Source organism: Plantibacter sp. VKM Ac-2876 (assembly GCF_015350715.1).
GTDB classification, from domain to species: Bacteria; Actinomycetota; Actinomycetes; order Actinomycetales; family Microbacteriaceae; genus Plantibacter; species Plantibacter auratus.
In genome coordinates this window covers 455,128-480,304 of the sequence record NZ_JADKSI010000004.1, presented here as the reverse complement: position 1 = coordinate 480,304, position 25,177 = coordinate 455,128, and the positions used below count along the sequence as shown (strand labels likewise).

The following is a 25,177-nucleotide window of genomic DNA, read 5'->3' as shown; positions in this document are numbered from 1 at the left end:
CCACACGGCATCGAACCCGGCCGCGGCGGCGGCGAGCGGGTTCGGTGCGGTGCTGGTCATGGGTCCATCCAAACACGCACCACCGACATTCGAACCCGCACCGAATCAGCCACTGATCTGGGAGTTTATCCGACAATTGACGCTTGCTCGAGGTGCCCTTCGACAGGCTCAGGGACCGGCCGTGGCGCGGTCGCCGAGCTTGTCGCGGCGTGGTGGGGAAGGCCGCTCGTGGGCCCTGCGACAGGGTCAGGGACCGGCGGTGGCGCGGTCGCCGAGCCCGCCGAGGTGCGGTGGGGGAGGTTGTTCGGGGTGCCCTTCGACAGGCTCAGGGAGCAGGTTTCCGCGTTCGGTCGTCGAATGGTGCCGAGGTTGGTTGGGCGAACTGGCTCGGGTTCCTCGACAGGCTCAGGGAGTGCATGTGCACGGTTGTCGACGCGCGGTGGGGAGGGTGTCCGGAGGCCCGTCGACAGGCGCCGGGATCGGGGTGCCGCTCAGCCGAGCGACGCCGGGACGAGCCGGAACCCACCCTCGGCGACCGGCTCGAGCCGCAGCTGGAAGAGGCCGTCGATGACGAGGTCCGCATCGAGTTCGTGCGCCTCGTGCGTCCCCGCGATGCCGACCGTCCAGCAGCCGGCGGCGCGCGCTGCGGCGAGCCCGGCCGGTGCGTCCTCGAACACGACGCACGGCTGCGACTCCATGCCCAGCCGGGTGCGGCCGAGCAGGAACGGTTCGGGGTCCGGCTTGCCCTTCGTGACGTCGTCGAAGGTCACGACGACCTCCGGCCGCACGAGCCCGGCGGCGGCGATCCGGTTGCCGGCGATGAGTCTCGTGCCACTCGTGACGATCGCCTTCGCGTCGTCACCCAGCGCCGCCAGCGCCTCCGCCGCCCCCGGGAGCGCGATGACGTCGGCGACCTCGTCGGCCTCGATCTCGATGATCCGCGCGAGTGCTCCGGCGACCTGCTCGGGCGGGAAGATCGCGGCGAGCAGCTGGGCAGCGGGCTGGCCGTGTCCCGCGGCGAGCAGGTCGCCCTCGAGGCCGTACTCGCGAGCGAGCTGCGCCCACGACCGGTTCACGGCCGGCGTCGAGTCGATGAGGGTCCCGTCGAGGTCGAAGAGCCCGGCAGCGAAGACCTGGTCGAAGATCGGGGCGGAGGCCTCGATGGTCCGTCCGAGACCGAGCGCGCGTTGGACGGCGGCGAGCTGCTGCGACGTGGACAACGCCGCTTCGATCGACAGGTGCTCGATGGCGGGTGGGGTGTCGGTCGACGGGTCCACGATGTGCGTGTCCCGCTCGGCACCCCGTTCGGCCCGGCGAGCCGCGAGCGTGGCGGCATCGGCGTGCAGCCAGACGACCTTCGGGATGGTGCCCGCCGCATCGACGAGCGCGTCCCATTCGGCGCCGCCACGCAGCTCCGCGGTGAAGGGTGCGACGAGCACCGCGCCGACACCACTGTCGCGTTGGTCGGCGAGGACCGCCCGCAGGGCCGCGTACCGCGCAGGGCGCATGGCCGGGCGCAGCTTCGCGTCGTTCCAGTGGAGCGGTTCGGCGCCGTCGGGATCGGTCACCGCGCCGAGACCGTCGAGCAACGGATTGGTGATGGTGTCGAGGTCGAGGAGCGGGAGTCGGAGGGCCCGGGCGAGCTCACGTCCGAGGGTGGTCTTGCCGCTTCCGGCTGCTCCTGCGACGACGACGATCACGCTGACTCCTCGATGATTCCGGGGTGGCGACCCGCATCCGAGGGGTCTGAACGCCTCTGCAATGCGAGTTCCAAATGAATTTGATCTCTTTCAGACAACGTTGCTTGACAACGTTGTCGGTCTGCGGTCAGTATAGGCGCACGAAGGAACGACGGGGTTCTGCAGCTGCACCACCCCGACCGATGACAACGCTGTCAGGAGGTGGAGCCCATGGGCACCTGCAACCCCGCGATCACCGCGACCAGTCCGATCCGGACACGTGCGCACGTCCCGTCGCTCCGGACCGGATGCGACGTCCGACCCGTTCCGCTTCCCGTCAGGGGGACCCGCTGATGCGGCCGCCCGGGATCAAGGATGTGGCTGCGCAGTCCGGCGTCAGCATCAAGACCGTCTCGCGGGTGGTGAACGGCGAACCGTCCGTGCACCCCGAGACCCGAAGCCGCGTGCTCGAGGCGATCGATCGCCTCGGGTACGTGCCCAACACGGCCGCCCGCTCGCTGAAGTCCGGCACCGGCGGTGCGATCGGCGTCCTCATCGACTCGCTCGCCGACCCGTTCTTCGCCTCGCTCGTGAGTGCCATCGAGGCCCGCGCGCTCAAGGAGGGCCTCAGCGTCCTCGTGGCGAGCACCGGGCTCGACGAGGGGCGCGAGCGCGACCAGCTCACCGGGTTCATCGCCGGCCACCAGGTCGCCGGCGTCATCATCGCCCCGGTAGCCGCGGAGCTGCCCTACCTCGAGGCGTTCCGGAACGTGACGCCCGTCGTGGCCGTCGACCGTCCGCTCGCCGCCTTCGACAGCGTCGTGGTCGACGACTACGCCGCCACCCAGCTCGCGATCCGCCAGTTCGTCGAGCTCGGCCACACCCGCATCGCCTTCTACGACCGGGACGAACGCTTCCTCACCATCCGTCGGCGCTACCAGGGCTACACCGACGTCCTCGCCGAGGCCGGCATCGACCTCGACCCGTCGCTCGTCTCCTGGACCATCGACGGCTCGCTCGACTACGCCGCCGAGACGGAGCGCCTGCTCGGACTCGAGGACCCGCCCACCGCGTTCTTCGCGTCGAACGCGAAGGCGGCGATCGGTCTGACGACCTCCCTGCACCGCATCGGGCGGGAAGGGACGGCGCACATCGCGTTCGGCGACTTCACCCTCGCCGACGTCCTGCGACCGGCCGTCAGCTGCATCAACCAGGATCCGTTCGTCATCGGTACCGCCGCCATCGAGCGACTCCTCGAGCTGCGCGAATCACCGGCGGACGAGCCGCGCGAGTGGGTCGTCCCGACCTCCCTGGTGTCGCGTGGTTCCGGAGAGATCCCCGGCCCGGCACAGCGTCACACCGTGGACGCGCGCACCGCGTCCACCACGAGCATGGTCGGAGGACCAGCAGCATGAGCACGACCCAGCCCACGAGGCTCGCCCAGCCGACGCGACTCGCGCCGAACCTCATCGAGCACTTCTACCGCGGCGGCGACCGCATCGCCGGCCTGCGTGGCATCGAGCAGCAGAGCGAGTTCCAGCCGGAGGAGTGGCTCGGAGCGACCGTGAGCCGCGCCGACCAGGAGCCCGGCGGCGCCATCGGCCTCGCCCGTACCGTCGACGGCGTCCTCCTCCGCGACCTCGTCGCGGCCGACCCGCAGCAGTGGACCGGGGCAGGACAAGACCACGGCACCGACGCCGCCGACACCGGCATCCTCGTCAAGCTGCTCGACGCCCGTCAGCGACTCCCCGTCCACGTCCACCCGGACCGGGCGTTCGCCGCCTCCCACCTCGACTGCGCCTACGGCAAGACGGAGGCCTGGTTCATCCTCGACGCCGAGCCCGGTTCGGCCGTCCACCTCGGATGGAGCGAGGACGTCGACCCCGACGAACTCGACCGTCGTCGCGACGCCCAGGACAGCGAGTGGATGCTGTCGCACATGAACCGGATCGTCGTCGAGCGCGGAATGGGCATCCTCGTCCCGGCCGGCACGGCCCACGCGATCGACGGCGGCATCTTCCTCGCGGAGGTGCAGGAACCGACCGACCTCTCCATCCTCCTCGAGTGGTCGGTCACGACCTCGACGCGCGACGAGTCCCACCTCGGCCTCGGATTCGAGACCGTGATGGGCGCGGTGTCGACGAAGGCGCTCCCGCAATCCGAGATCGAACACCTCGTCGTGCTGCACGACCTCGACGCCCGGACGGACGCGCCGGTGTCGCTGTTGCCCGCGGCCGCCGACCCCTACTTCCAGCTCTTCGCCGTGGCACCCGGCACCGACGGCAGCGCACCCGTGGACGCCGGCTTCTCGGTCGCCCTCGCGCTCACCGGCGCAGGCGCACTGGTCTCTGAGACCGGCGCCGAGGTCGTCGACTTCTCCGCCGGGGAGGTCTTCGCCGTCCCGGCCGGGTTCGGTCCATGGACCGTCACCGGCTCGGGCACGGTGCTCGTCGCCGGCCCCGGTGCCGGCTGGCCGGCGACCCTCGCGTCGGGAGGCATCCGATGACGCCACCCCTCGACGCAGGACCCACGATCACGCAGCAGCTCACCACACACCACCGCCCCGAACGGCGGTACGACAGCCACCACACGCCGGACCCGTCCACCGGGGCCGGCTGGAAAGGAACGAGAACGACATGACGACTCCCGTCTTGGAGGCCAGAGGCCTCACCCGGCAGTTCGGGCACGTCCGCGCCCTCGACGAAGCGGACTTCGAGGTCTACCCCGGCGAGGTCACCGCCCTCATCGGCGACAACGGGGCGGGCAAGTCCACCCTGGTCAAGGCACTCTCCGGCAACCTCGCGGTCGACAGCGGCGTGATCAAGTTCGAAGGCGAACCGATCACCCTCACCTCGCCCATGCAGTCGAGTGCGCTCGGCATCGAGACGGTCTACCAGGACCTCGCCCTCGCGCCCCACCTCGACCCCGTGCAGAACGTCTACCTCGGCCGCGAGATCATGCGGCCTGGCCTCGGTGGGCTGCTCGGCCTCATGAACGTCAAGGAGATGAGCAAGCAGTCACGTCACGCCTTCGACGAACTCGGCGCGACCGTCCGTTCGCTCACCGACCCGGTGGGCGCGATGTCCGGTGGGCAGCGCCAGGCGATCGCCATCGCCCGCGCGGTGCACTGGGCCAACAAGGTCGTCTTCCTCGACGAACCGACGGCCGCCCTCGGCGTCCGCCAGACGAAAAACGTGCTCGAGACGATCCGCCGCGTGCGCGACAAGGGCATCGCGGTCGTCTTCATCAGCCACTCGATGCCGCACGTCATGGAGGTGTCCGACCGCGTGCAGGTGCTGCGGCTCGGCCACCGCGCGGCGACGGTCGACACGAAGGACACGAACATGGAAGAACTCGTCGGTCTCATGACCGGTGCCAGCACGAGGAACGTCGCATGAGCGCGGTGAAGCAGGCCGAGATGGGGCCGGAGACGACCGCCATCGAGACGGCCAAGGATCGGGAGACCCCGATCAGGAAGCTCTTCAAGGCCCAGGCCTTCCAGATCTTCATCGTCCTCCTCGTCGTCATCGCGATCTTCTCCGCGATCGCGCCCGACACCTTCGCGCAGCTGTCCAACCTGCGGCTCGTCGTGCAGAACGCCTCGATCCTCGCGGTGCTCGGCGTCGGCATGACCTACGTCATCATCACCTCCGGCATCGACCTCTCGATCGGATCCGTCCTCGTCTTCTCGGGCGTCGTGTCCGCGACGACGATGCGGGCCATGGGCGGCGACGACTGGGGGACCGCGATCGTCGGCATCATCGTCTCGATCGGCGTCGGCATCCTCTGGGGCACGTTCAACGGCATCCTCATCTCCAAGGCGAAGGTGCCGCCGCTGATCGTCACCCTCGGTAGCCTCGGCATGGCGCTCGGCCTCGCCCAGATCCTCACCGGCGGTGTCGACATCCGCGAGGTGCCCTCGGTCCTCACCGACTCGATCGGGTACGGCAACATCTTCGGCGCGGTCCCGATCATCTCGGTCATCGCCCTCGTCGTCGTCATCATCGGTGCGCTCGTCCTCCACAAGACGAAGTTCGGCCTGTACACCTACGCGGTCGGATCGAGCGAGGAGGCGGCACGACGCGTCGGCGTGAAGGTCGACCGTCATCTCATCCGCATCTACGCGATCTCGGGTGGACTCGCGGGTCTCGCCGGCATCCTGTCGCTGTCGCAGTTCGGCACCACCGCGATCGCCGGTCAGTCGCAGACGAACCTGAACGTCATCGCCGCGGTCGTCATCGGTGGCACCTCGCTCTTCGGTGGCTACGGGACGATCTTCGGCACCGTCGTCGGCCTGTTCATCCCCGCCGTCCTCCAGAACGGCTTCGTCATCACCGGCGTGCAGCCCTTCTGGCAGCAGGTCGCGGTCGGCGCCGTCCTCATCCTGGCCGTCTACGTCGACCAGGTCCGCCGTTCCTCCGCAGCCCGCGGTGGATCCACGAGCTTCTGGCGAGCCCTCGTCAGCGGGAAGAAGAAATAACCCCTACACAGATCAACACCCCCCCGCACCATCCCAGTAGTCCAGCAGTTCAAGAGAAACGGGTAATCACAATGAAGTGGAAGAAGTCAGTTCTCGGAGTCCTCGCGCTCGGCGCGTCGGCAGGCCTCATGCTCACCGGGTGTTCCGGTGGCGCGAGCTCGGGCGGCAGCAGCGCAGGCGCAGGTTCCGACGGCTACAAGATCGCGTTCATCCAGGGCGTCGCAGGAGACGAGTTCTACATCTCGATGCAGTGCGGTATCGAATCGGCGGCGAAGGATGCCGGCGCGACGGTCACGACCCAGGGTCCGGAGAAGTTCGACCCGACGCTGCAGAAGCCGCTCGTCGACTCGGTCGTCGCCTCGAAGCCGGACGCGATCCTCGTCGCCCCGACCGACGTGAAGGCCATGGAGGCCCCGCTCAAGGCTGCGGCCGACGCGGGCATCAAGGTCGTCCTCGTCGACACCACCGTCGACGACCCGTCGTTCGCGGTCTCGCAGATCTCGAGCGACAACAAGGGCGGCGGCGCTGCGGCGTTCGACGCGATCAAGGAAGCGCACCCCGAGGGCGGCAAGGTCCTCGTGGTCTCGGTCGACCCCGGCATCTCGACTACGGACGCCCGTGCCGAGGGCTTCCAGGAAGCGGTCAAGGGCGATGACAAGTTCACCGACCTCGGCGTGCAGTACAGCCACAACGAGCCGTCCACGGCTGCCGAGATCGTGACCGCGGCGCTCCAGAAGGACCCCGACATCGTGGGCATCTTCGCAGCGAACCTGTTCGCGGCCGAAGGTTCCGCGACCGGTGTCAAGCAGGCCGGCAAGGAGGACTCGGTCACCATCGTCGGGTTCGACGCGGGTCCCGCCCAGGTCAAGCAGTTGAAGGAGGGCACCGTCCAGGCGCTCGTCGCTCAGGAGCCGGCCACCATCGGCAAGGACGGCGTCGCCCAGGCGATCGCCGCACTGAACGGTGACAAGGTCGAGGCCAAGATCGAGACCGGCTTCACGATCATCACCAAGGACAACGTCGACGGCGACGCGAAGGATGCCGTCTACCAGTCCAAGTGCGGCTAGGCCCTCAGGCCACCCCGCACCACCAGACCGCGACGGCGTCGGAGCTTCGAGCTCCGGCGCCGTCGCGCTGCGTCCGGCAGCTCCGCCTCGACGCCACCCTCCACGGGGTGCGAGACTTGCGACATGACCCAGGTGATCGTCGCGGCGACCGCGGTGCGCCGGCTGTCCGACGATGCTCCGGGACGGATCGAGGCCGAGGTCGTCGATGCAGCGGGGCGAGCCCACCGCCTGGTCATCACGGTCCCCGAACGTGCGAGCCGTGCGGTCACCGCGTCGACCGACGTCCCGTTCCGACTCGGGCTCCGGGCCGAGTACGTGCGTATGGAGGGACCGGCCGTGGTGATCCGGTTCGCGGACGGCGTCACCACCACCGAGGGCCTCGGCGGGGTCTGCCTGGACCCGGACATCGTCCACTGGTTGTGAACGACTCGATCGACTGACGGTCGGGTCGGCGACGAGTCCTATGCGACGAGGGTGAGGAGCCGCGCGACCTCGGCGGCGACGGCGTCGCGTGCCGGGCCGAGGTACTTCCGCGGGTCGACGAGTGACGGGTCCGCGTCGAGGCGCTCACGGACGGCTCGGGTGAAGACGCCGTTGATGTGGGTCGAGATGTTGATCTTGCGCATGCCCGCGTCCACCGCCCGCACGAGGTCCTCGTCGCTCACGCCACTCGAACCGTGCAGGACGAGCGGGACGGGGACGGCTGCCGCGAGTTCCCGGATGAGGCCGAAGTCGAGGGTCGCGCTCCGGGAGGTCATCGCGTGCGAGCTGCCGACCGCGACCGCGAGGCCGTCGACGCCGGTACCGGCGACGAATGCCACGGCTTCACCGGGGTCGGTCCGGACGCCGGGCGTGTGTGCGCCGCCCTTCCCGCCGATCGCCCCCAGTTCGGCCTCGACCCACACGCCCTGCGCCTGAGCTGCGCGGGCGACCGCTGCGGTGCGCTCTCGGTTCTCCTCGTCGGGCAGGGTCGCCGCGTCGAACATGACCGAAGTGAATCCGAGTCGGACCGCCTCCTCGACGAGCGTCTCGTCCTCGGCGTGGTCGAGGTGCACGGCGGTCGCGGTGCCGGACTCGCGGGCGAGCTCCAGGCTCGCGAGCCCGATCGGCGCGAGGCCGCCGTGGTACCTCGCCGCGTTCTCGGACACCTGCAGGATCACGCCCCGGCCCGCGAGCTCCGCGCCGCGGAGGATCGCCTCGCCGTGTTCGAGCTGGATGACGTTGAAGGCGAGCACGGCGCGCTGCGCGTCGAGGAGCGCGGCGGTGGAGACGAGCGTCATGGTGGTTCCTCTCGGGGTGCACGCGGGATGATCGACCCGGTGCCGGTGGGGATGGTCAGGTGGTGGCCAGCAGCAGCTCGGGTCCGCTCTCGGCGAGCGCGTCGACGGTGTCCGGGTCGAGCCCGTCATCGGTCACGATCTGGTCGAACTCGTCGAGCCCCGCGGCGCGGTGGAACGAGGTGGTGCCGAACTTCGCGGCGGTGACGGCGAGGATGCGTCGCCTGGAGATAGCGAGCATCGCCTGCTTCACCTCGGCCTCCTCCGGCAGCGTCGTCGTGGCGCCCGAGGTGAGCCCCACCCCGTTGGCGCCGAGGACGGCGACGTCGGCGTGGAGCCCCGACAGCCGTTCGACGGTCCACGTGCCGACGGTCGCCTGGGTGACGGCGCGGACCCGCCCGGGCAGGGCGAGCACGGTGAGTCGCGGCCGGCCACCGAGCAGGGCGACGATCGGCAGGCTGTTCGTCACCACGAGGAGTCGACTGGCGTGGGGGAGGAGCGCGGCGACCTCGAGGGTCATCGCACCGGAGTCGAGGAGGACGACTCCTTCCTCGGGGAGCTGCTCGACGACGAGCCGGGCGACGGCGGCGCGCTCGATGCGCTCGCCCTCGCGGCGTCGTTGGAGGCTGGGCTCGAACGCGGGTCGCCGGGCGAGGACCGCGCCTCCATGGTGGCGGCGGATGAGCCCCTGTCGCTCGAGCACCGCGAAGTCGCGACGGATGGTCTCCGGCGTGACGCCGAGTCGGCTGCTCAGCTCGGCGACCGACAGGGCGCCGTCGCCGTCGCGGGCACCCGCGAGGATCGCGGCGTGACGCTCTGCTGGGTACATGACTGCTCCGTCCGGTCCGGCCAGCGTATCCGAATCTGTCCGATATCCCTTCCGATTCGGTGGGATCGGTGCAAAGATCAACATGATCGGGCGCACCCGACGACGACGATGACGACGAACGGAAGGCCGCCGATGGCTGAGCACGGGCCGCACAGCGCACCCCACGAGTCGGGGTCGCGGTTCCTGCTCGGGATCGACGTCGGGCAGACCGCCGTCAAGGCCGTCCTGCACGACGAGCGGTTGCTGCCGGTCGCGGTCGCTCGGCGCGCGAGCCCCGTCGACCGCCCGGTCGCCCGGCACGCCGAGCGGTCGCAGGACGCCCTGTGGGCCGCGGTCGCCGATGCGGTGTCGGAGGTGATGGCGACGTCGGGTGTCGACCCGACCCTGGTCGCCGCCGTCGGGATCACCGGCCACGGCGACGGCCTGCACCTCGTGACCGCCGCGGGAGCGCCGGTCGGCCCGGCCATCACGGCGATGGACTCCCGGGCGCACGTCGAGGCCGCCGAACTCGCGGCTGACCCGGACCGGCTGCGCGTGGTGCTCGAACGCTCCGGACAGCTGCCGACGCCGGGCGCCGCCGGCAACCTCCTCCGCTGGTTGCTCCGCCACGACCCGGAGCGTGTCGAGCAGGCTGACGCGATGCTCTTCTGCAAGGACGTGGTCCGCCTGCGGCTCACCGGCGAGATCTCCACCGACTACTCCGACGCCTGCGCCTCCTTCCTGGACGTCGGGACCGCCACCTGGAGCGCCGAGGTCCTCGCCGCCTACGGCCTGCCCGCCGAACTGCTCCGTCTGCTGCCGCCGATCAACCCGAGCGGCACGATCGTCGGGTCGGTGCTCCCGGAGGCCGCCGCGGTCACGGGCCTCGTCGCCGGGACACCGGTCGTGTCGGGACTCCACGACGTGCAGGCCTCGTCGATCGGCATGGGAGCGCTCGTCCCCGGGCGGCTCGCCCTCGTGGCCGGCTCGTTCAGCACCAACGGCGTGACGACGACCCAACCCGACGTGGACCCGCGGTGGCAGTCCCGCCTCTCGATCACCCCGGACCTGCGGATCGCGATGTCCACCTCGGCGACGGCATCGCCCTCCTTCGACTGGACGCTCCGGCTCCTGGGCGTGACCGACGCCACCGGTCGCGACGCGCTGATCGCCGAGGCCGCAGCACTTCCTCCGGAGGAGCAGGTGCCGCTCGTCCTGCCCTTCCAATCGGACTCGCCGCTCGGCGCCGAAGCCTCGGCCACCCTCGCCAGCGTCCGCGACTGGCACACCCGGGCACACGTCCTGCGCGGAGCCCTCGAGGGCATCGTGCTCATGCACCGCTGGCACACCCGGGCGCTCGGCGAACGGTTCCGGTGGGACGAGCCGATCGTCCTCGGCGGCGGCCTCGCGCGGTCGCCACTGTACGTGCAACTCGTGGCCAACGCGCTACGAGCACCCGTGACGGTCGTCGACTCCGAGGAGGCCGGAGCCCTCGGCGCCGCGATCGTCGCCGGGGTCGCCACCGGACTCCTGCCGTCGGTGGAACAGGCCCAGCACGACGTCGTCCGACACGCACCCGCCGTCCTGCCGACGGACGCCTCGGCCGCGTACTGGGCCGGGGTCGGAACCGCGTTCGACGAGCTCGTCGAGGCCCTCGGCCCCTGGTGGCGACGACGGGCCGAGGAGTCGAGCCCCGACGGTCCGACGTCCGAACGCGACGACCGTGCCGGGGTGGAACGATGAGCGCGTCCGTCGGCGGCCGCGGGACGGCCACGTCCAGCCCGGTCGACGACCGGCGTCGGGAGATCCTCTCCCGACTCGACCAGGACGGACGGGTCGAGGTCGGCGTGCTCGCAGTGGACCTCGGCGTGACCGAGGAGACGATCCGCCGCGACCTCCGCGTCCTCGAACTCGACGGACGCCTCCGACGCGCGCACGGCGGTGCGGTGCGGGTCGACCTCGACCCGGGCCAGGACTCCGGGGCGTCCGGTGCGCTCGCCGCGCGGGCGCTGACCCTGGTCGACCCGGGCTCAGCGGTCTTCCTCGGCGCGGGCTCGGCCTGCGAGGCGCTCGCCGCGGGTCTCGCCACGACCGCCGGGACCGTCATCGTGACCGCTTCGGTGCCGGTGGCGCTGGCCGCCGCCGCTGCCGAGGAATCGGCCGTCGTCCACCTCGTCGGTGGGACGGCGGACGGGCGCGGCGTCCTCACCGGCGCCTGGGCGCGCGAGCAGCTCGCCGGCCTCCGCCTCGACGTCGCGGTCGTCGAGGCGCTCGGTGTCTCCGCGGACGGCCGACTGCTCCACGCCTCGCCGGAGGAGGCGGCGGTCGTCGCATCGGCGGTCGAGCTGGCCTCCAAGACGATCCTCCTGGGCGACCCGGCGACGTTCGGTGCCGACGGCCTCGCGGCCTCCGTCCCGGCCGCCCGCCTCGACGTGGCGGTGGTGCATCAGGGCGTCGACGAACCGACCCTCGACGCCCTCCTCGCGACCGGCGTCCGCGTCGAGACGGTCGGGGCGGACGCATGAGCGGCATCGTGACGGTCACGCCGGCGGCCGCGATCGACCAGACCTACCGCGTCGACGGGCTCCGACTCGGCGACGTCAACCGGGCGGTGGGCGTGTCCACCGAGTTGAGCGGGAAGGGCGTCAACGTCGCGCGGGCGGTCACCCTCTCGCCGCTCCCCGTCCGTGCGGTGGTGCCGATGGGTGCGGACGGACGGATCCTCGCCGACGACCCGGCACTCCGGACGTTGCTCGCCGTGGTCCCGACCGACGGTCGGACGCGTGTGAACACGACCATCCTGGACGCGGCGACCGGGACGACCAAGGTCAACGAACCGGCGATCCCGCTGCGCGCCGAGGACTGGGCCGCCGTCGTCGCCACCTCCGGCGCGGAGATCGACCGGATCGGGGCGGACTGGCTCGTCCTCTCCGGCACGATCCCGACGGTCCAGGGCGGCACCGGCCTCGTCGACATCCTCCAGTTGCTCCGTCAGGCGGGTGACCGGGGAGCGCGCGTGGCCGTCGACACCGCGGGTGCGGCGCTCGAGACCGCTGTCGCGAACCTCGACCTCGTCCACCTGCTCAAGCCGAACGCGCACGAGCTCGCCGAGCTCACCGGCCGTGAGCTGCTGACGATCGGCGATGTCGCGTCCGCCGCCGACGAACTGCACCGTGCCGGCTGCGACCTCGTCTACGTGAGCATGGGGGCTGACGGGGCGCTCCTCCGCACCGCCGCGGGGCTGTGGCACGCGCACGTCGCAGCCACGGTCGTGAACACGGCCGGTGCCGGCGACGCATCGTTGGCCGGATTCCTCGTCGGACTCCACGGCGAGGACGGACGGGACGACCCGGCGGCCGCGGTCGCGTCGGCCGCCGCCTGGGGTGCGCTCGCCGTGTCGAGCGCGACGACCATCCTCACCTCCCTCGAGGCGCTGACCACACCGGTCGCCGTCCAGGACCCCGACCCGACGACGCCGCTGAGCGAACCGGCCACGCCGCCACGCGACGAGACGACGACGCCATGATCGATCAGGCCGTTCCACGCTTCCACGCCGCCGTGGACCTCGGTGCGTCGAGCGGTCGCGTGGTGCTCGGCCGCTGGGCCGACGGCCGCTTGACGCTCACCGAGGTGCACCGGTTCCCCAATGGCCCGATCACGCGGGACGGTCGACTCCGGTGGGATGCGGAGCGCCTGTTCGAGGAGACCCTCGTCGGGCTCGCGGAGGCCGTCCGGATCGTAGCGGCCGCCGGCGGTGTGCTCGACGGGATCGGGGTCGACAGCTGGGGCGTCGACGTCGCGCTCGTGGGAGTCGGCACCGGTACGGCGTTCCCGACCGTGCCGCATCACCGCGGCGCCGACGCCGACGGACCGGCCCGCGCCGCCGTGCTCGTCGACGCAGCGACGGCCTACGCGGTGACCGGCGTGCTGGAGCAGACCATCAACACCTCGTACCAGCTACGGTCCCGCGCCGAGGAGCTCGACGCGCGCCGAGCCGACGGCGATCGCCCGACCGTGTTGCTCGTCCCGGACCTCTGGGTGTGGCTGCTCACAGGCGTCGTCGGAGCGGAGTGCACGATCGCCTCGACGACACAGCTGCTCGATCAGGGCACCGGCGACTGGGCGGCGGAGCTGATCCGTCGCTGGGGTCTCGACGGCTTCGACTTCCCGCCGGTGGTCGCACCGGGGACGGTCGCCGGCCCGACGACGCCGGAGGTCACCGCGCGTCTCGGGTCGAGCATGCCGATCCCCGTCCACCGCGTCGCGGAGCACGACACCGCGTCCGCGCTCGCCTTCGCCCGCCCGGACGGTGCGGAGCTCCTCGTCTCGAGTGGCAGCTGGTCCCTCGTCGGGGTATGTCTGCCGGCGCCGGTGCTCACCGAGCACGCGCGGACCGCCGGCTTCACGAACGAGGCCGGTGTCGCCGGTTCCTCCCTGCTCCTCCGCAACCTGGCGGGGATGTGGCTGCTCACGGAGTGCGCCCGCGCCTGGTCCGCCGAGGACGGGAGCGCGGTCGACCTCGTCGAACTCGTGGCGGCCGTGTCGGAGGCGGAACAGGACGCGGCCACGGACGTCACGCCCGCCGTGTTCGACGTCGCCGACCCACGGCTGCTCGTCCCGGGGGACATGCCGGAACGCATCGCGACGCTGTGCCGGGAGACCGGACAGCGTCCACCGGGCGGACGGAGCGACACCGTGCGCAGCGTGGTCGAGAGCCTCGCGGTCGCCTACGCCGAGACGGTCCGGGCCTGCGAGGCGATCACCGGGGTGACGATCCGTTCGGTCCGCATCGTCGGCGGCGGATCGCGCAACCGACTCCTCTGCGCCCGCACGGCGGCACGGACCGGGCTTCCGGTCACCGCGGGCCCGGCGGAGGCTTCGGCGCTCGGCAATCTGGCCGTGCAACTCGTCGCGGCCGGTCACGCGCCGTCGCTCGACGCGGTCTACCGGCACGGCCAGGACGACCACGACCATGACAACGACCATGAGCGGACACCGACATGACCGACCGCATCGAGCAACCGGAGACCGAGACGGACCTCCTCGACCGCTTCGTCACCTTCTCGCGCGACCTCGGCCGTCCCGATCGGGCGTGGGCGCTCCTGGCGGAGGGCAACACCTCCCTGCTCCTGACCGACGACGGTGATCCGGCGATGCTCGTGAAGGCCAGCGGCGCGTCCATGGCCGTGGCGACCGCCGACGACGCGGTCCGTCTCGCGATCGGACCGGTGCTCGACCTCGTCGACTCGGACGCGGGCGGCGACGCCGAGGTGGCCGCGCTGTTCGATGCCGCGGCGCTCGCGGGGAACGGTCGGCGCCCCTCGGTGGAGGCGATCCTCCACGCCGTCTGCCTCGACCTGCCCGGCGTCGTCGCGGTCGGCCACACCCATCCCGTGCCGGTCAACGCGCTGCTCTGCTCGCCGTCGGCCGACGCCCTGACCCGCGGTTCGCTCTTCCCCGACCAGATCGTGGTCCTCGGCACCGATCCGCTGCTCGTGCCGTACGTCGACCCCGGGCTCGAGCTCGCCCGCACGGTCCGTCGGCTGCTGCGCGAGCAGCTCGCCACGACCGGTCGGGTGCCGAAGGTCGTGTACCTGCAGAACCACGGGATGTTCGCCCTCGGATCGAGTGCGGCCGAGGTCCTCCGGATCACCGAGATGGCCGTGAAGGTCGCTCAGGTGCTCCTCGGAGCACTCGCCGCCGGCGGGCCGGTGTACCTGAGCGACGAGGCCGTCGCCCGCATCGACACGAGACCCGACGAACTGCTGCGTCGAGCCGCGCTCGCCGCGCAGGAATCCACGACCGACCGCGCCGGGACGGCGCACGAAAGGACCACGACATGAGCGTGTCGACCAGCGTCATCGACCTCACCGGGCAGGTCGCGATCATCACCGGAGCGTCCTCGGGCATCGGCCGCTCGTACGCCCAGGCGCTCGCCGGTGCCGGGGTGCGCACGGTGCTCGTGGGACGCTCCACCGAGCGACTCTCGGGCGTCGCCGACGCCCTGCCGACACCGAGCGTCTTCCTGGCGGGTGACCTCGCCGACCCCGCCGTGTCCGAGCAGGCCGTCGCCCTGGCGCTCGCCGCCTTCGGACGCCTCGACATCGTCCTCGCCAACGCAGGCCTCTACGTCGGCGGTGACGTCGTCGACACCCCGATGACCGCGATCGAGGAGCTCGTCGGCGTCAACGTCCTCGGAGCGATGGCGACGGTTCGCGCAGCGCTGCCGCACCTGGTCGAACAGGGCGCGGGCGACGTCCTGGTGACGAGCTCGGTGTCCGGTCACCAGGACATCCACTGGGAGCCCGTCTACTCCGCGACGAAACACGCCATGCAGTCGTTCGTCCACACCACCCGGCGGAACCTCGTCGGATCCGGGGTGCGGATGGGCGCGGTCGCCCCCGGCGTCGTGCTCAACGAACTGTGGGGGATCGCCGAGGGGGCTTCCGGGGTGGAGGACCAGATCGCCGCCCGCACCGGCATCCGTTCCGAGGACGTCGCCGACGCCGTGCTCTTCATGCTCACGAGGCCCCGGCACGTCACCATCCGCGACCTCGTCATCCTGCCCACCGACCAGGAGATCTGAGCGACTCGCGTCGCCCGACGACACCTCCACCAGCCCGCCCCGATCGAAGGACCGCACATGTTCTCAGACCTCCACGGCCGCACGGCCGTCATCACCGGTGGGGCCCGCGGGCTCGGCTACTCGATCGCCACGGCGCTCGCCGCACAGGGCGTCCAGGTGGCGTTGCTCGACCTCCTGCCGACCGTCCACGAGTCGGCCGAGCGGTTGGCGTCCGAGTACGGCGTCCGCACCTCGGCGCATGCGGTCGACGTCACCGACGCCACCGCCGTCGAGGCCGCCTTCTCCGCTGCCGAGGCCGCGCTCGGCGCGCCGTCGCTGCTCGTGACCGCGGCGGGCATCACCATCTGGGGCGACAGCGTCGACGTGCCGGCGGACACCTGGCGGAAGGTGCTCGCCGTGAACCTCGACGGCACCTTCTTCGCCGCGCAGTCCTTCGCCCGTCGTGCCATCGCGGCGGGTCGGCCCGCCTCGGCCGTCTTCATCTCGTCGATGTCGGCGTTCATCGTGAACCAGCCGCAGTTCCAGGCCTCGTACAACGCCTCGAAGGCGGCGGTCAGTCACCTTGCCTCGTCACTCGCGGTCGAGTGGGCACCCTCCGGCGTCCGGGTCAACGCGATCGCCCCCGGGTACTTCCTCTCGGACATGACCCGCGAGTTCACCGAGGCGAACCCCGACCTCGCCGCCGAGTGGACCGCGGACATCCCGGCGGGCCGGATGGGCCAGCCGGAGGACCTTCACGGGCTCGTCCTGCTGCTCGCGTCCGACGCCTCCTCGTACCTCACGGGCCAGAGCCTCGTCATCGACGGCGGCTACACCGCCCTCTGAGCCGTCCCCACCCGCCGAACCGTTCGACTCGACCACACCGACCCGAGGACCCGCCATGACGACGACGCCGCCCGAACAGACGCCTGACGACCAGGCCGACCGCGACGCCGTGTGGGGCGCCCGGCGACGACGCTTCGTCGAAGCCCGATCCGGTGCCGTCGAGCGTGCGTGGGCTCCGCGTGCGGTCCGCGTCGACGACGGGCCGTCGACGGGCCGGCGCCAGATCGAACTGCGCCACCTCGGCGGACTCGAGGTCACGGTCGAGGTCGACCAGTTCCTCGACCTCGGCGAGGCCTCCTGGAACGGCGAGGTCGTGTCGTTCGTCGCGCCGACGACCGCTCCGCAGGCTGAGAGCTGGGCCCGTCGCTGGCAGGGCGGTCTGCTGACGACCTGCGGGCTCACCGCGGTCGGCGTGGCCGCGGAGGCGGACGGTGGGATGCACGGTCGGGCGCATCGAATCCCGGCGACCGTGACCCGCCGCGAGGGGCGATGGACCGCGGCGGGCCGGTACGAGCTCCTCGTCGACGGCCTGCTCCGCGAGGGCGCCGTGTTCCAGCAGAACCTCACGGTGACCCGCAGCATCCGAGCCGAGGTCGGCGTCGCGCGGATCCGTCTGCACGACGTCGTCCGGAACGAGGGGTTCGTCGCCGAGCCGGTGCGCCTGCTCTACCACGTGAACCTCGGCTGGCCGGTGCTGCACGGCGGCGCCGTCGTGGCGGCCGAGGCCGACGTCCCCGGCGGGGCGGGGTCCGAACGCCCGGACGCCGGTGGCTGGCGGCGGGTGATCGGCGAGCCCGAACCGGCTGCCGACGAGCAGGTCGACGCCCTCGACGCGGTCGCCGGGCCCGACGGCTGGTCCATCGCGACCCTGTCGGGCGAGGCAGGCACGGTCACGGTCCGGTTCCGGCCGGAGCAGTTGCCGTTCCTCACGGTGTGGCGGAGCACGGCCGCGGGGTCGTACGCCCTCGGCATCGAACCCGGCACCTGCTGGCCGAGTCACGCGGCCGGTCCGGATCGCGGGAAGGCGGGCCGGATCGTGGAGCCCGGGGAGTTGTTCGAAGTCGACCTCGAGATCGTGTTCGAGCCGGCGGTGGACGACTTCGGCGACTGAGCCCACCGGCCTCCGCCACCGTCAGGTACCCGGTTTCCGAAGAATTCACGCTGGGGTATGTCATCGATGACATGAACGAGGTATGCTCGCCATGACATCGATGACATGGAGTCATCGTCGGAAGCCGACACGGACGTCGGAACCTGAACGGACACCGCCGTGCACCCTGCTGCGAACCTCGACTCGACCGCCGTCGCCTCCGTGGCCTCGGATCGACTCGTCGCCGGCCTCGACCTCGGCAGCACCGGCGTCAAGATCCTCGTGACCGACGCCGACGGCGCCGAGGTCCTCATCCACCAGCTGCCCACCCCGTGGCTCGCCGGTCCTGGCGGCACGACCGTGATGGAGGCGGCGTCCCTCATCGCCACCGTCCGGGAGCTCCTCGACCACGTCGGTGCGGAACTCGTCGACCGGTTCGGGCCGGCCGCGCGGGTCCGGGCCCTCGCCGTCTCCGGCATGGGGGAGTCCGGGATCGTCCTCGACGCCGTCGGCCGGCCCGTCGCGCCCGCCATCGCCTGGTTCGATCCGCGCGGCGCCGAACAGCTCGCGGCCCTCCCGGCCGAGATCGCCGAGCAGTTCGCCGGTCGGACCGGCCTGCCGCTCGGCGTGCAGGTCTCGGTCATCAAGCTCCTCCACCTCCGTGACGCCGGACTCGACCTCGCCGGAACGCGCTGGCTCAACCTGCCGGAGTACCTCGTCTCGGCCCTCGGCGGCGAGGAGGCAGCCGAGTACTCGCTCTCGTCGCGCACCGGCCTGCTCGACCAGGACACCGGTGAGCCGTGGCCCGAACTGCTCGACCACCTCGGCGTCGACGCGTCGTTCCTCCCGCCGTTCACCGACGCCGGTGCCCCGCTCGGCGCCGCGAGCAGCCCGTGGGTGCCGGCGGTCTTCTCCGGTGCGGCCCTGACGGTCGCCGGCCACGACCACCTCGTGTCGGCCGTCTCCACCGGCTCGTTCCCCGCCGAGCGGTACCACGTCTCGATGGGCACGGCCGAGGTCCTGCTGCGACGCCTCGACGAACCACTCCCGTTCGCCGCCCGGGAGCGCCTCGCCGAGGCGTTCATCAACTGCGTCCGTCACGTCGTGCCGGGTACCTGGGTGCTCGTCGCCGGGGTCAAGACCGGTCTGCTCATGCGTCGCACCCTCCAGCTCGTCGGGGTGACCGACCGCGCAGGGCGCGACCGCCTGGACGACGAGGTCATGGCGCTCCCGGCGGGCGGCCTGCTCGGCGACGGCGACGTCTCGGTCGCGGGCGCCCGGAACGACGACGGCGTCCTCAAGCTCACGGTCCGTGCCGACGGCGCTGGACCGGCAGAGGTCTTCGAAGCGGTGCTCCGGCACGGCAACGACGAACTCGCCGTGCTCATCGCGGCGATGGACCGCGAGGTCGCGCCGGCCACCTCGGCGCTGCTCACCGGCGGCTGGGCGAGCATGCGGTCCGTGCAACGCGCCCGAGCGGCCGTCCTGCCCGGCGTGCAGGTGTCGCACCGGTCCCAGGACACCGCGTACGGCGCAGCCGTCTTCGCCGGGGCCCTCCTCGAACCAGCCACCTCCCGATCACATCCCTGACCGACCGACCACCCGACGACCCAGACCGATCCTCCCCGGCGCGACCGCTGCCGGGATCAGACCCCATCCGAAGCACAAGGAGCACCTCATGAACGCAGTAGCCACCAGGACCAACGAGCTGACGACGCTCGAACGCCGCGCCATGGCCACGATCAGCACCCCGGGCGGCGGCATGCTCATCGTCGCCGGCGACCAGCGCAACGGCATGAAGGCCGTCATGACCGACGCCCCGAACGGCGCGGCCGGCATCAGCCGTGACGAACTCGCCGAGGCCAAGAGCGACCTCGTCCGGTTCCTCGGCAACCACGCACCCGCCATCCTCCTCGACCCGGAGGTCGCCCTCCCGCTCGTCGTCGACGAGCGCACCCTCTCCCGCACGACCGGTCTCGTCGTCGGCATGGACTCCTCGGGCTTCGACACCGAGAACGGTCTGCGCCGGACGAAGTACGTCCCCGGCATGGACGCCCGCCGGGTCCGCGAACTCGGTGGCGACGCCGCCAAGATGCTCTTCTACCTGCGCTCCGACCAGCGCGAGGCCGAGCAGGTCGTCATCGACGAGATCGCCCGCCTCGTGGAGGAGTGCACCGCCGAGGGCGTGCTGCTCATCGTCGAGATCCTCGTCTACCAGCTCGACGGCGAGAGCGACGAGGCCTACGCCGAGATCTTCCCCGAGCTCGTGCGCGGTGCCGCGGAGATCTCCGTCGCCGCGGGTTCCAAGGTCCTGAAGCTCCAGTACCCGGGCTCCGCCGAGGCCGCCGCAGCCGTGACCGAGGCCGCCGCCGGTGTGCCGTGGGCCGTGCTCTCCGCCGGCGTCGACCACGAGACCTTCGTCGGCCAGGTCCGCACCGCGGTCGAGAACGGTGCCGGCGGCGCGATGGCCGGTCGTTCGCTGTGGAAGGATAGCCTTTCGATCTCGTCGGCGAAGCGCGAGGAACTGCTCACGAACCGTGCGCTGCCTCGCCTCCGTGAGCTCGAGCAGGTCATCGAGACCGCGCTCGCCGGTCGCTGACGGATCGCGGGCGGCGTCCTCGGTCGCCGCCCGCGAACCAGCCCGATCCGACCACGCCACGCAGGTGGAACCACCCGAGGAGCAGCCATGGCCACGATGCAGGACGTGGCGTCCCTCGCCGGGGTGAGCTCGAAGACGGTCTCCCGCGTGTTCAACGACGACCCGCACGTGCTCCCGGAGACGCGGTCGCGGGTCGAATCGGCCATGCGGGAGCTGAACTACGTCCCGAACGTCCTGGCGCGCACCTTCCGCGCCGGGCGGTCCTCCTCCGTCGGCGTCGCGGTCCCGGACGTCGTCGACCCCTTCTTCGCCGCGGTCGTCCGAGCCGTCGAGGAGGTCTGCTCGGTCTCGGGCATCACCACCCTCGTCACGAGCATCGGCGACGACCCGGCGCGCGAGCGTGCCGTGCTCGACTCGCTGCTCCGCTCGCAGCTCATGGGGCTCGTCCTCGCGCCCGTCGCGGAGGACCAGTCGTGGCTCGCGCCGTGGGCCGAGCACACGCCCATCGTGTTCGTCGACCGCGCCCCCGGTGGACTCGACGCCGACAGCTTCGTCGAGGACGACCACCGCGGCGCCTACCTCGCGACGAGGCACCTGCTCGAGCACGGGCACACCCGGGTCGCCTTCATCGCCGACTCGGCACACCCGCCGAGCACCCGTCGCCGACTCGAGGGCTACCGTTCGGCGCTCGCCGAGAGCGGGATCGACCTCGACGACGCCCTCGTCAGCCTCGACGCGACGGACCGCGAACCGGCCGCCGCCGTGGTCGACGGTCTCCTCGCCCTCGCCTCCCCGCCGACGGCCCTGTTCTCGGCGAACGCGCGCGTGACGATGGCGCTCGTCCCCGCGCTGCGCTCGCGGGGGATCGCCTCGCTCGGCTTCGGCGACTTCCCGATGGCCGACCAGCTCGATCCGGCGGTCAGCGTCATCGAACAGGACCCGGCACGCCTGGGCCGCTTGGCCGCCACCCGGGCGCTCGCCCGCTTCGGTGACGCGGACGGCGAGCACGAGCGCAGCACCGTCGTCCCCGTCGGTCTCCTCCTGCGGGAGTCCTGCGGCTGTCACCTCACCGCGTGATCCCCCGGGCGGCGGATGCGCCCCGCGCCGTCGCTCCGTAGCGTGGGAAGCTGTTCGCGACCACGGGGGATCACATGCAGCGACCGGACGACACACCGATCGAGGGCGGCTGGGCACCGATCGGGCAGCCCGCGCCAGGGCCGATCCGGACGCCGGTCGCCGACGGATCGCCGGTACCAGCACCGGCCGCGGCTCCGGTGATCGGTGCCGCCGGGCGCGCCGTGCTCGCGCAGCAGCCGGAGTCGGCGGCGGACCGCCAGCGCCGGCGCAACCGCGAGCTGGCCCCGATTCTGCCCGTCAGGGTCCCGTGGATCGCCGTCACGGTCTTCGCCGTGCTCGCCGTCGGCCTCGCCTGGCTCATCGCCGCACCGCTGTGGCTGTCGGGCGAGGGGCTCGCGAACCCCTGGTTCCAGCTCATCGCCCTCGGCATGATGTACACCCCGACCATCGCCGCGCTCGTCGTGGTGCTGTTCGTCGCCCGCCCGAGGAGCATCCCGCGGCTGCTCGGACTCGCGCCGCTGCGTCCCCTCGGCCGGACCCTCGGGCTCTGTGCGGCGGCGCTCGTCGGGTTCCCCGTCCTCGCGTTCTGCTCCATGCTGCTCGGGCAGGCCCTGGGGCTCATCGAGCTCGACCTCGTCGGCCTGTCCGGTCTCGCCGCCATCATGACCGCCTCGGGGGCCGGCGAGCTCGGGCGGGACGACCTCACCACGGTAGCCCTGGTCCAGCTCCTCACCCTGCCCCTCGGCGTCCTGGTGGCATCGCTGTCCGCGTTCGGGGAGGAACTCGGCTGGCGCGGCTGGTTGCTGCCGAACCTCCTGCCGCTCGGCACGTGGCCCGCCCTCCTGCTCTCCGGGGCGATCTGGGGCGTGTGGCACGCACCGCTCATCCTCCTCGGCTACAACTACCAGCGGACCGACGTCCTCGGCCTGCTCCTCATGGTGGGCTGGTGCATGCTGCTCGGCGTCCTCATCGGCTGGTTGCGACTCCGCTCCGCCTCGGTGTGGCCGGCGGTGATCGCCCACGGCGCGGTGAACGCCGCCGTCGGGGCACTGCTGCTGTTCGCCAGCCCGACGTCGATGCAGGACACCGGCAGTGTGTTCGGCACCCTGCTCGGCTGGCCGGGCTGGATCCTCCTCGCAGCGACGACGCTCATCCTGGTCGTCACCGGCCAGTTCGGCACGCGTGCGGTGCCCGGGCTGCGTGGCTCGGAGGTCGCCTCGCCCGTGAGCTGATCTCCGACGCATGCGCGCCGCGTATGAGTCGCACCGGGCAGGCTGCTTGTCCGCCGCTTCGACGCTTGGTGCACTGGGACGATGCGCAGACCCGATCTCCCCGAGGCATCCGTCCGCCCACGTGCCGCCCACGCTCGCCGTCACGGCGGTGGGGTGAGCGCACGGGTCCGCCGTCGGCGCCTCATCGTCGGCATCGCAGGCGGCCTCGTGCTCGCGCTCCTCGGGGGTGTCGGTGCGCTCGCACTGCGGCTGCAGGGCAACCTCAGCTCCGAGGCCATCGCCGCCCCGACCGGACGTTCGACCGAGCCCGCGCAGCCGGGCGCACCGGACCCGGCGATCAACGTCCTCCTCCTCGGCTCCGACAGTCGTGACCTCGCGGTCGGCGACTACGGCGAGGACACCGGTACCAAGCGCAGCGATGCGATGGTGCTCGTGCACGTGTCCGAGGGCAACACCCGGATCGACGCGATGCAGATCCCTCGTGACACGCTGACCGACCTGTCGATGTGCACGGACACCGGGCGGGGGACGCCCGACGACTACGGCATGGTGAACGCGGCGTTGAACTCCGGTGCCGCCTGCTCGGTCGCCGCGGTGCAGGCGATGACCGGTGTGCCGATCGACCACTTCGTCGAGCTCGACTTCAGCGGCTTCCAGGCGATCGTCAACGGCATGGACGGGCTGGCGGTGTGTCTGCCGGCGGACATGGAGGACCCCTATTCGAACCTCGCGCTACCCGCAGGAGCGCAGGTCATCGACGGGACGCAGGCGCTCGCGCTCGCCCGCACCCGGCACGCGGTGGGTGACGGCAGCGACATCTCCCGCCTCGGCAATCAGCAGATGGTGATGTCCGCGATCGTGCAGCGGGCGCTGAGTGCCGAGGTGCTCACCCGGCCGGACCGCCTCATCCGCTTCCTGGACGCGGTCACCTCCTCGCTCACCGTCGACACCGCGCTCGGCGACCTCGCGAGCCTGACCTCGCTCGCCCACCGGGTCTCGCAGGTGCCGGCGTCGGCCATCACCTTCCTGACGATGCCGTGGACCGAGGCGCCGTCGGACGCCAACCGGGTCGTCCCGAGTGATGACGCGGCGATCGTCTTCTCGAGCCTCGCCACCGATGTCCCGGTGCCGATCGCGGGAACCGGTGATGCGTCTCCCGCCGAGCCGGTCGCCCCCGTCGAACCGGTGCGGGTCGAGGCGGTCAGCGTCCTCAACGGCTCGCAGACGAACGGGGTCGCGACGGCGACGGCCGACCGACTGACCGCCCTCGGCTACACCGTCGCGTCGATCGGCGACGCGGAGACGGACACCCCGGTCACGGTCCTGCTCGCGCGCGACTCGGACGCGGCGCGGGCGACGGCCGCCTCCCTCGCCCAGGAGTTGGGGATCACGATCGTCGTCAGCGGCGAACCGGGGCCGGACGAGGAGGACGTCGTGCTCGTCATCGGCGACGACTTCGCCTCACTGACCCCGCCTGCCGCGCCCGCGCCCGTCGAGGTCGAGTCCCGCAACGCCGCCGCGGACCTCTGCGGCTGACGCGGGGCGTCGTCAGTCCCCGGGTGGGACCCGCTCAGCCAAGCGGAGGAAGGCACTCACGGCGGGTGTCCCGAGGCTGTCGTGGCGCACGAGCAGGCCGATGCTCCTCGTGACCGGTGTCGGGAACCGGCGGACCCGGGCGCCGTTCGCCGCAGCCCAGTCGGCGAGACGCTCGGGGACCACGGTCAGCCCGACGCCGGCGGTCGCGAACCGCGTGAGCGCGTCGCGCTGGGTGGTCACGATGACCCGCGGTGGCTGCACGCCGAAGCGGGCGTAGGCCTCGTCGGTCACGGCGCGCATCGACGTCCCGCGCGGGAGGGTCACCAGGGTGTGCGCAGCCAGCTCGTCGCCGGTGATGGTCGGCGGCGTGTGCTCGGCCTCGCGCTCGGCGACGGTCCTCAGGCCGGGGAGGACGATCGCGAACCGCTGTTCCTCCAGGAGCCGCACCTCGACACCGGGGCCGGCGGTGGCCACATCGGCCACACCGAGGTCGATGCGCCCGAGGTCGACGGCTTCGAGCAGTTCGGCGGAGTCGACGGCGCCCGTGACCTCGATGCGGACATCGGGGTGCGCGGCGTGGAACCGGGCGACGAGCTCCGGGACATGGGTCGCGACGAGCGAGGGGAGCGCACCGATCCGGAGCGTGCCGGCGGTGAGCGCCTGCTGGGCGTCGGCGAGTGCACGGAGCCCGTTCGCCTCCTGCAGCATCCGCCTCGCCGGGCCGAGCACGGACCGTCCGGCGTCGGTGACCTGCATGCGCCGACCGACCCGGGTGAAGAGCGCGAGCCCGAGGTCCGTCTCACAGCGTTGGATGCGCCTCGTGAGCGAGGGCTGCGAGATCCGGAGGACGTCGGCTGCTGCGGCGTACGATCCGTAGTCGACGACCGCGACGACCGCCTCCAATTGCTCCAGGTTCATGCG

23 protein-coding genes are annotated in these 25,177 nt (G+C 71.8%); 19 read left to right on the top strand and 4 right to left on the bottom strand.

Annotated features, from left to right (window positions below):
• Positions 1 to 491: 491 nt before the first annotated feature.
• On the bottom strand, positions 492 to 1,700 hold the full coding sequence (locus ITJ62_RS19410) for an HAD-IA family hydrolase (RefSeq protein ID WP_194605350.1): 1,209 nt from the start codon (positions 1,698 to 1,700) through the stop codon (positions 492 to 494).
• A 356-nt stretch (positions 1,701 to 2,056) separates the two neighbouring features.
• On the opposite strand from ITJ62_RS19410, the gene ITJ62_RS18630 reads away from it, so the two are divergent.
• From ITJ62_RS18630 to ITJ62_RS18605, 6 genes are all read left to right on the top strand, one after another.
• Entirely contained in the window at positions 2,057 to 3,094 is a 1,038-nt protein-coding gene (locus tag ITJ62_RS18630) for a LacI family DNA-binding transcriptional regulator (RefSeq protein WP_159879498.1), read from the top strand.
• A complete protein-coding gene (locus ITJ62_RS18625) occupies positions 3,091 to 4,185 on the top strand; it encodes a class I mannose-6-phosphate isomerase (protein ID WP_194605346.1) in 1,095 nt (364 codons plus the stop codon). The genes ITJ62_RS18630 and ITJ62_RS18625 overlap by 4 nt, the downstream gene beginning before the upstream one ends.
• A 130-nt stretch (positions 4,186 to 4,315) precedes the next feature.
• A complete protein-coding gene (locus tag ITJ62_RS18620; RefSeq protein ID WP_079707372.1) occupies positions 4,316 to 5,077 on the top strand; it encodes an ATP-binding cassette domain-containing protein in 762 nt (253 codons plus the stop codon).
• Complete coding sequence (locus tag ITJ62_RS18615) at positions 5,074 to 6,159, top strand: ABC transporter permease (RefSeq protein ID WP_194605344.1); 1,086 nt, start codon at positions 5,074 to 5,076, stop codon at positions 6,157 to 6,159. The genes ITJ62_RS18620 and ITJ62_RS18615 overlap by 4 nt, the downstream gene beginning before the upstream one ends.
• A 71-nt stretch (positions 6,160 to 6,230) precedes the next feature.
• Entirely contained in the window at positions 6,231 to 7,226 is a 996-nt protein-coding gene (locus ITJ62_RS18610) for an ABC transporter substrate-binding protein (protein ID WP_056013014.1), read from the top strand.
• Between the two features lie 123 nt (positions 7,227 to 7,349).
• Entirely contained in the window at positions 7,350 to 7,649 is a 300-nt protein-coding gene (locus tag ITJ62_RS18605; protein ID WP_194605341.1) for a hypothetical protein, read from the top strand.
• 38 nt (positions 7,650 to 7,687) lie between these two features.
• On the opposite strand, the gene ITJ62_RS18600 is transcribed toward ITJ62_RS18605, so the two are convergent.
• A complete protein-coding gene (locus tag ITJ62_RS18600) occupies positions 7,688 to 8,506 on the bottom strand; it encodes a class II fructose-bisphosphate aldolase (protein WP_194605338.1) in 819 nt (272 codons plus the stop codon).
• Positions 8,507 to 8,561: 55 nt separating this feature from the next.
• The gene (locus ITJ62_RS18595) at positions 8,562 to 9,332 is read right to left on the bottom strand and encodes a DeoR/GlpR family DNA-binding transcription regulator (protein ID WP_194605335.1); all 771 of its coding nucleotides are present in this window, start codon (positions 9,330 to 9,332) and stop codon (positions 8,562 to 8,564) included.
• Between the two features lie 132 nt (positions 9,333 to 9,464).
• On the opposite strand from ITJ62_RS18595, the gene ITJ62_RS18590 reads away from it, so the two are divergent.
• The 13 genes from ITJ62_RS18590 (at position 9,465) to ITJ62_RS18530 (ending at position 24,256) form a co-directional block, all read left to right on the top strand.
• The gene (locus ITJ62_RS18590) at positions 9,465 to 11,054 is read left to right on the top strand and encodes an FGGY-family carbohydrate kinase (protein WP_194605333.1); all 1,590 of its coding nucleotides are present in this window, start codon (positions 9,465 to 9,467) and stop codon (positions 11,052 to 11,054) included.
• Positions 11,051 to 11,836 carry a DeoR/GlpR family DNA-binding transcription regulator gene (locus ITJ62_RS18585; RefSeq protein WP_194605330.1) on the top strand — a complete coding sequence of 262 codons (786 nt, stop codon included), beginning with the start codon at positions 11,051 to 11,053 and terminating at the stop codon, positions 11,834 to 11,836. The genes ITJ62_RS18590 and ITJ62_RS18585 overlap by 4 nt, the downstream gene beginning before the upstream one ends.
• Positions 11,833 to 12,837 carry a 1-phosphofructokinase family hexose kinase gene (locus ITJ62_RS18580; RefSeq protein ID WP_194605327.1) on the top strand — a complete coding sequence of 335 codons (1,005 nt, stop codon included), beginning with the start codon at positions 11,833 to 11,835 and terminating at the stop codon, positions 12,835 to 12,837. The genes ITJ62_RS18585 and ITJ62_RS18580 overlap by 4 nt, the downstream gene beginning before the upstream one ends.
• Positions 12,834 to 14,315: a rhamnulokinase family protein gene (locus ITJ62_RS18575; protein WP_194605324.1), complete on the top strand. Its 1,482-nt coding sequence runs from the start codon at positions 12,834 to 12,836 to the stop codon at positions 14,313 to 14,315. Before ITJ62_RS18580 ends, ITJ62_RS18575 begins: the two co-directional genes overlap by 4 nt.
• The gene (locus ITJ62_RS18570) at positions 14,312 to 15,154 is read left to right on the top strand and encodes a class II aldolase/adducin family protein (protein WP_194605321.1); all 843 of its coding nucleotides are present in this window, start codon (positions 14,312 to 14,314) and stop codon (positions 15,152 to 15,154) included. The genes ITJ62_RS18575 and ITJ62_RS18570 overlap by 4 nt, the downstream gene beginning before the upstream one ends.
• Entirely contained in the window at positions 15,151 to 15,897 is a 747-nt protein-coding gene (locus ITJ62_RS18565) for an SDR family oxidoreductase (protein WP_194605318.1), read from the top strand. Before ITJ62_RS18570 ends, ITJ62_RS18565 begins: the two co-directional genes overlap by 4 nt.
• A gap of 57 nt (positions 15,898 to 15,954) precedes the next feature.
• Entirely contained in the window at positions 15,955 to 16,722 is a 768-nt protein-coding gene (locus ITJ62_RS18560; RefSeq protein WP_194605315.1) for an SDR family oxidoreductase, read from the top strand.
• A 55-nt stretch (positions 16,723 to 16,777) separates the two neighbouring features.
• Entirely contained in the window at positions 16,778 to 17,833 is a 1,056-nt protein-coding gene (locus ITJ62_RS18555) for a DUF4432 family protein (RefSeq protein WP_194605314.1), read from the top strand.
• Between the two features lie 159 nt (positions 17,834 to 17,992).
• Positions 17,993 to 19,402 carry an L-fuculokinase gene (locus ITJ62_RS18550; protein ID WP_370582009.1) on the top strand — a complete coding sequence of 470 codons (1,410 nt, stop codon included), beginning with the start codon at positions 17,993 to 17,995 and terminating at the stop codon, positions 19,400 to 19,402.
• An 88-nt stretch (positions 19,403 to 19,490) separates the two neighbouring features.
• A complete protein-coding gene (locus tag ITJ62_RS18545) occupies positions 19,491 to 20,411 on the top strand; it encodes a hypothetical protein (RefSeq protein ID WP_197479028.1) in 921 nt (306 codons plus the stop codon).
• Between the two features lie 87 nt (positions 20,412 to 20,498).
• On the top strand, positions 20,499 to 21,488 hold the full coding sequence (locus tag ITJ62_RS18540) for a LacI family DNA-binding transcriptional regulator (protein ID WP_191941509.1): 990 nt from the start codon (positions 20,499 to 20,501) through the stop codon (positions 21,486 to 21,488).
• Positions 21,489 to 21,562: 74 nt separating this feature from the next.
• Positions 21,563 to 22,720, top strand: a complete 1,158-nt coding sequence (locus ITJ62_RS18535) for a CPBP family intramembrane glutamic endopeptidase (RefSeq protein ID WP_194605311.1) — start codon at positions 21,563 to 21,565, stop codon at positions 22,718 to 22,720.
• Between the two features lie 81 nt (positions 22,721 to 22,801).
• Positions 22,802 to 24,256, top strand: coding sequence for an LCP family protein (locus ITJ62_RS18530; protein WP_194605308.1), 1,455 nt, complete (start codon positions 22,802 to 22,804; stop codon positions 24,254 to 24,256).
• 12 nt (positions 24,257 to 24,268) lie between these two features.
• Here ITJ62_RS18530 and ITJ62_RS18525 read toward each other — a convergent pair whose 3' ends face one another.
• Positions 24,269 to 25,174: a LysR family transcriptional regulator gene (locus ITJ62_RS18525; RefSeq protein WP_194605305.1), complete on the bottom strand. Its 906-nt coding sequence runs from the start codon at positions 25,172 to 25,174 to the stop codon at positions 24,269 to 24,271.
• Between the last annotated feature and the right edge of the window lie 3 nt (positions 25,175 to 25,177).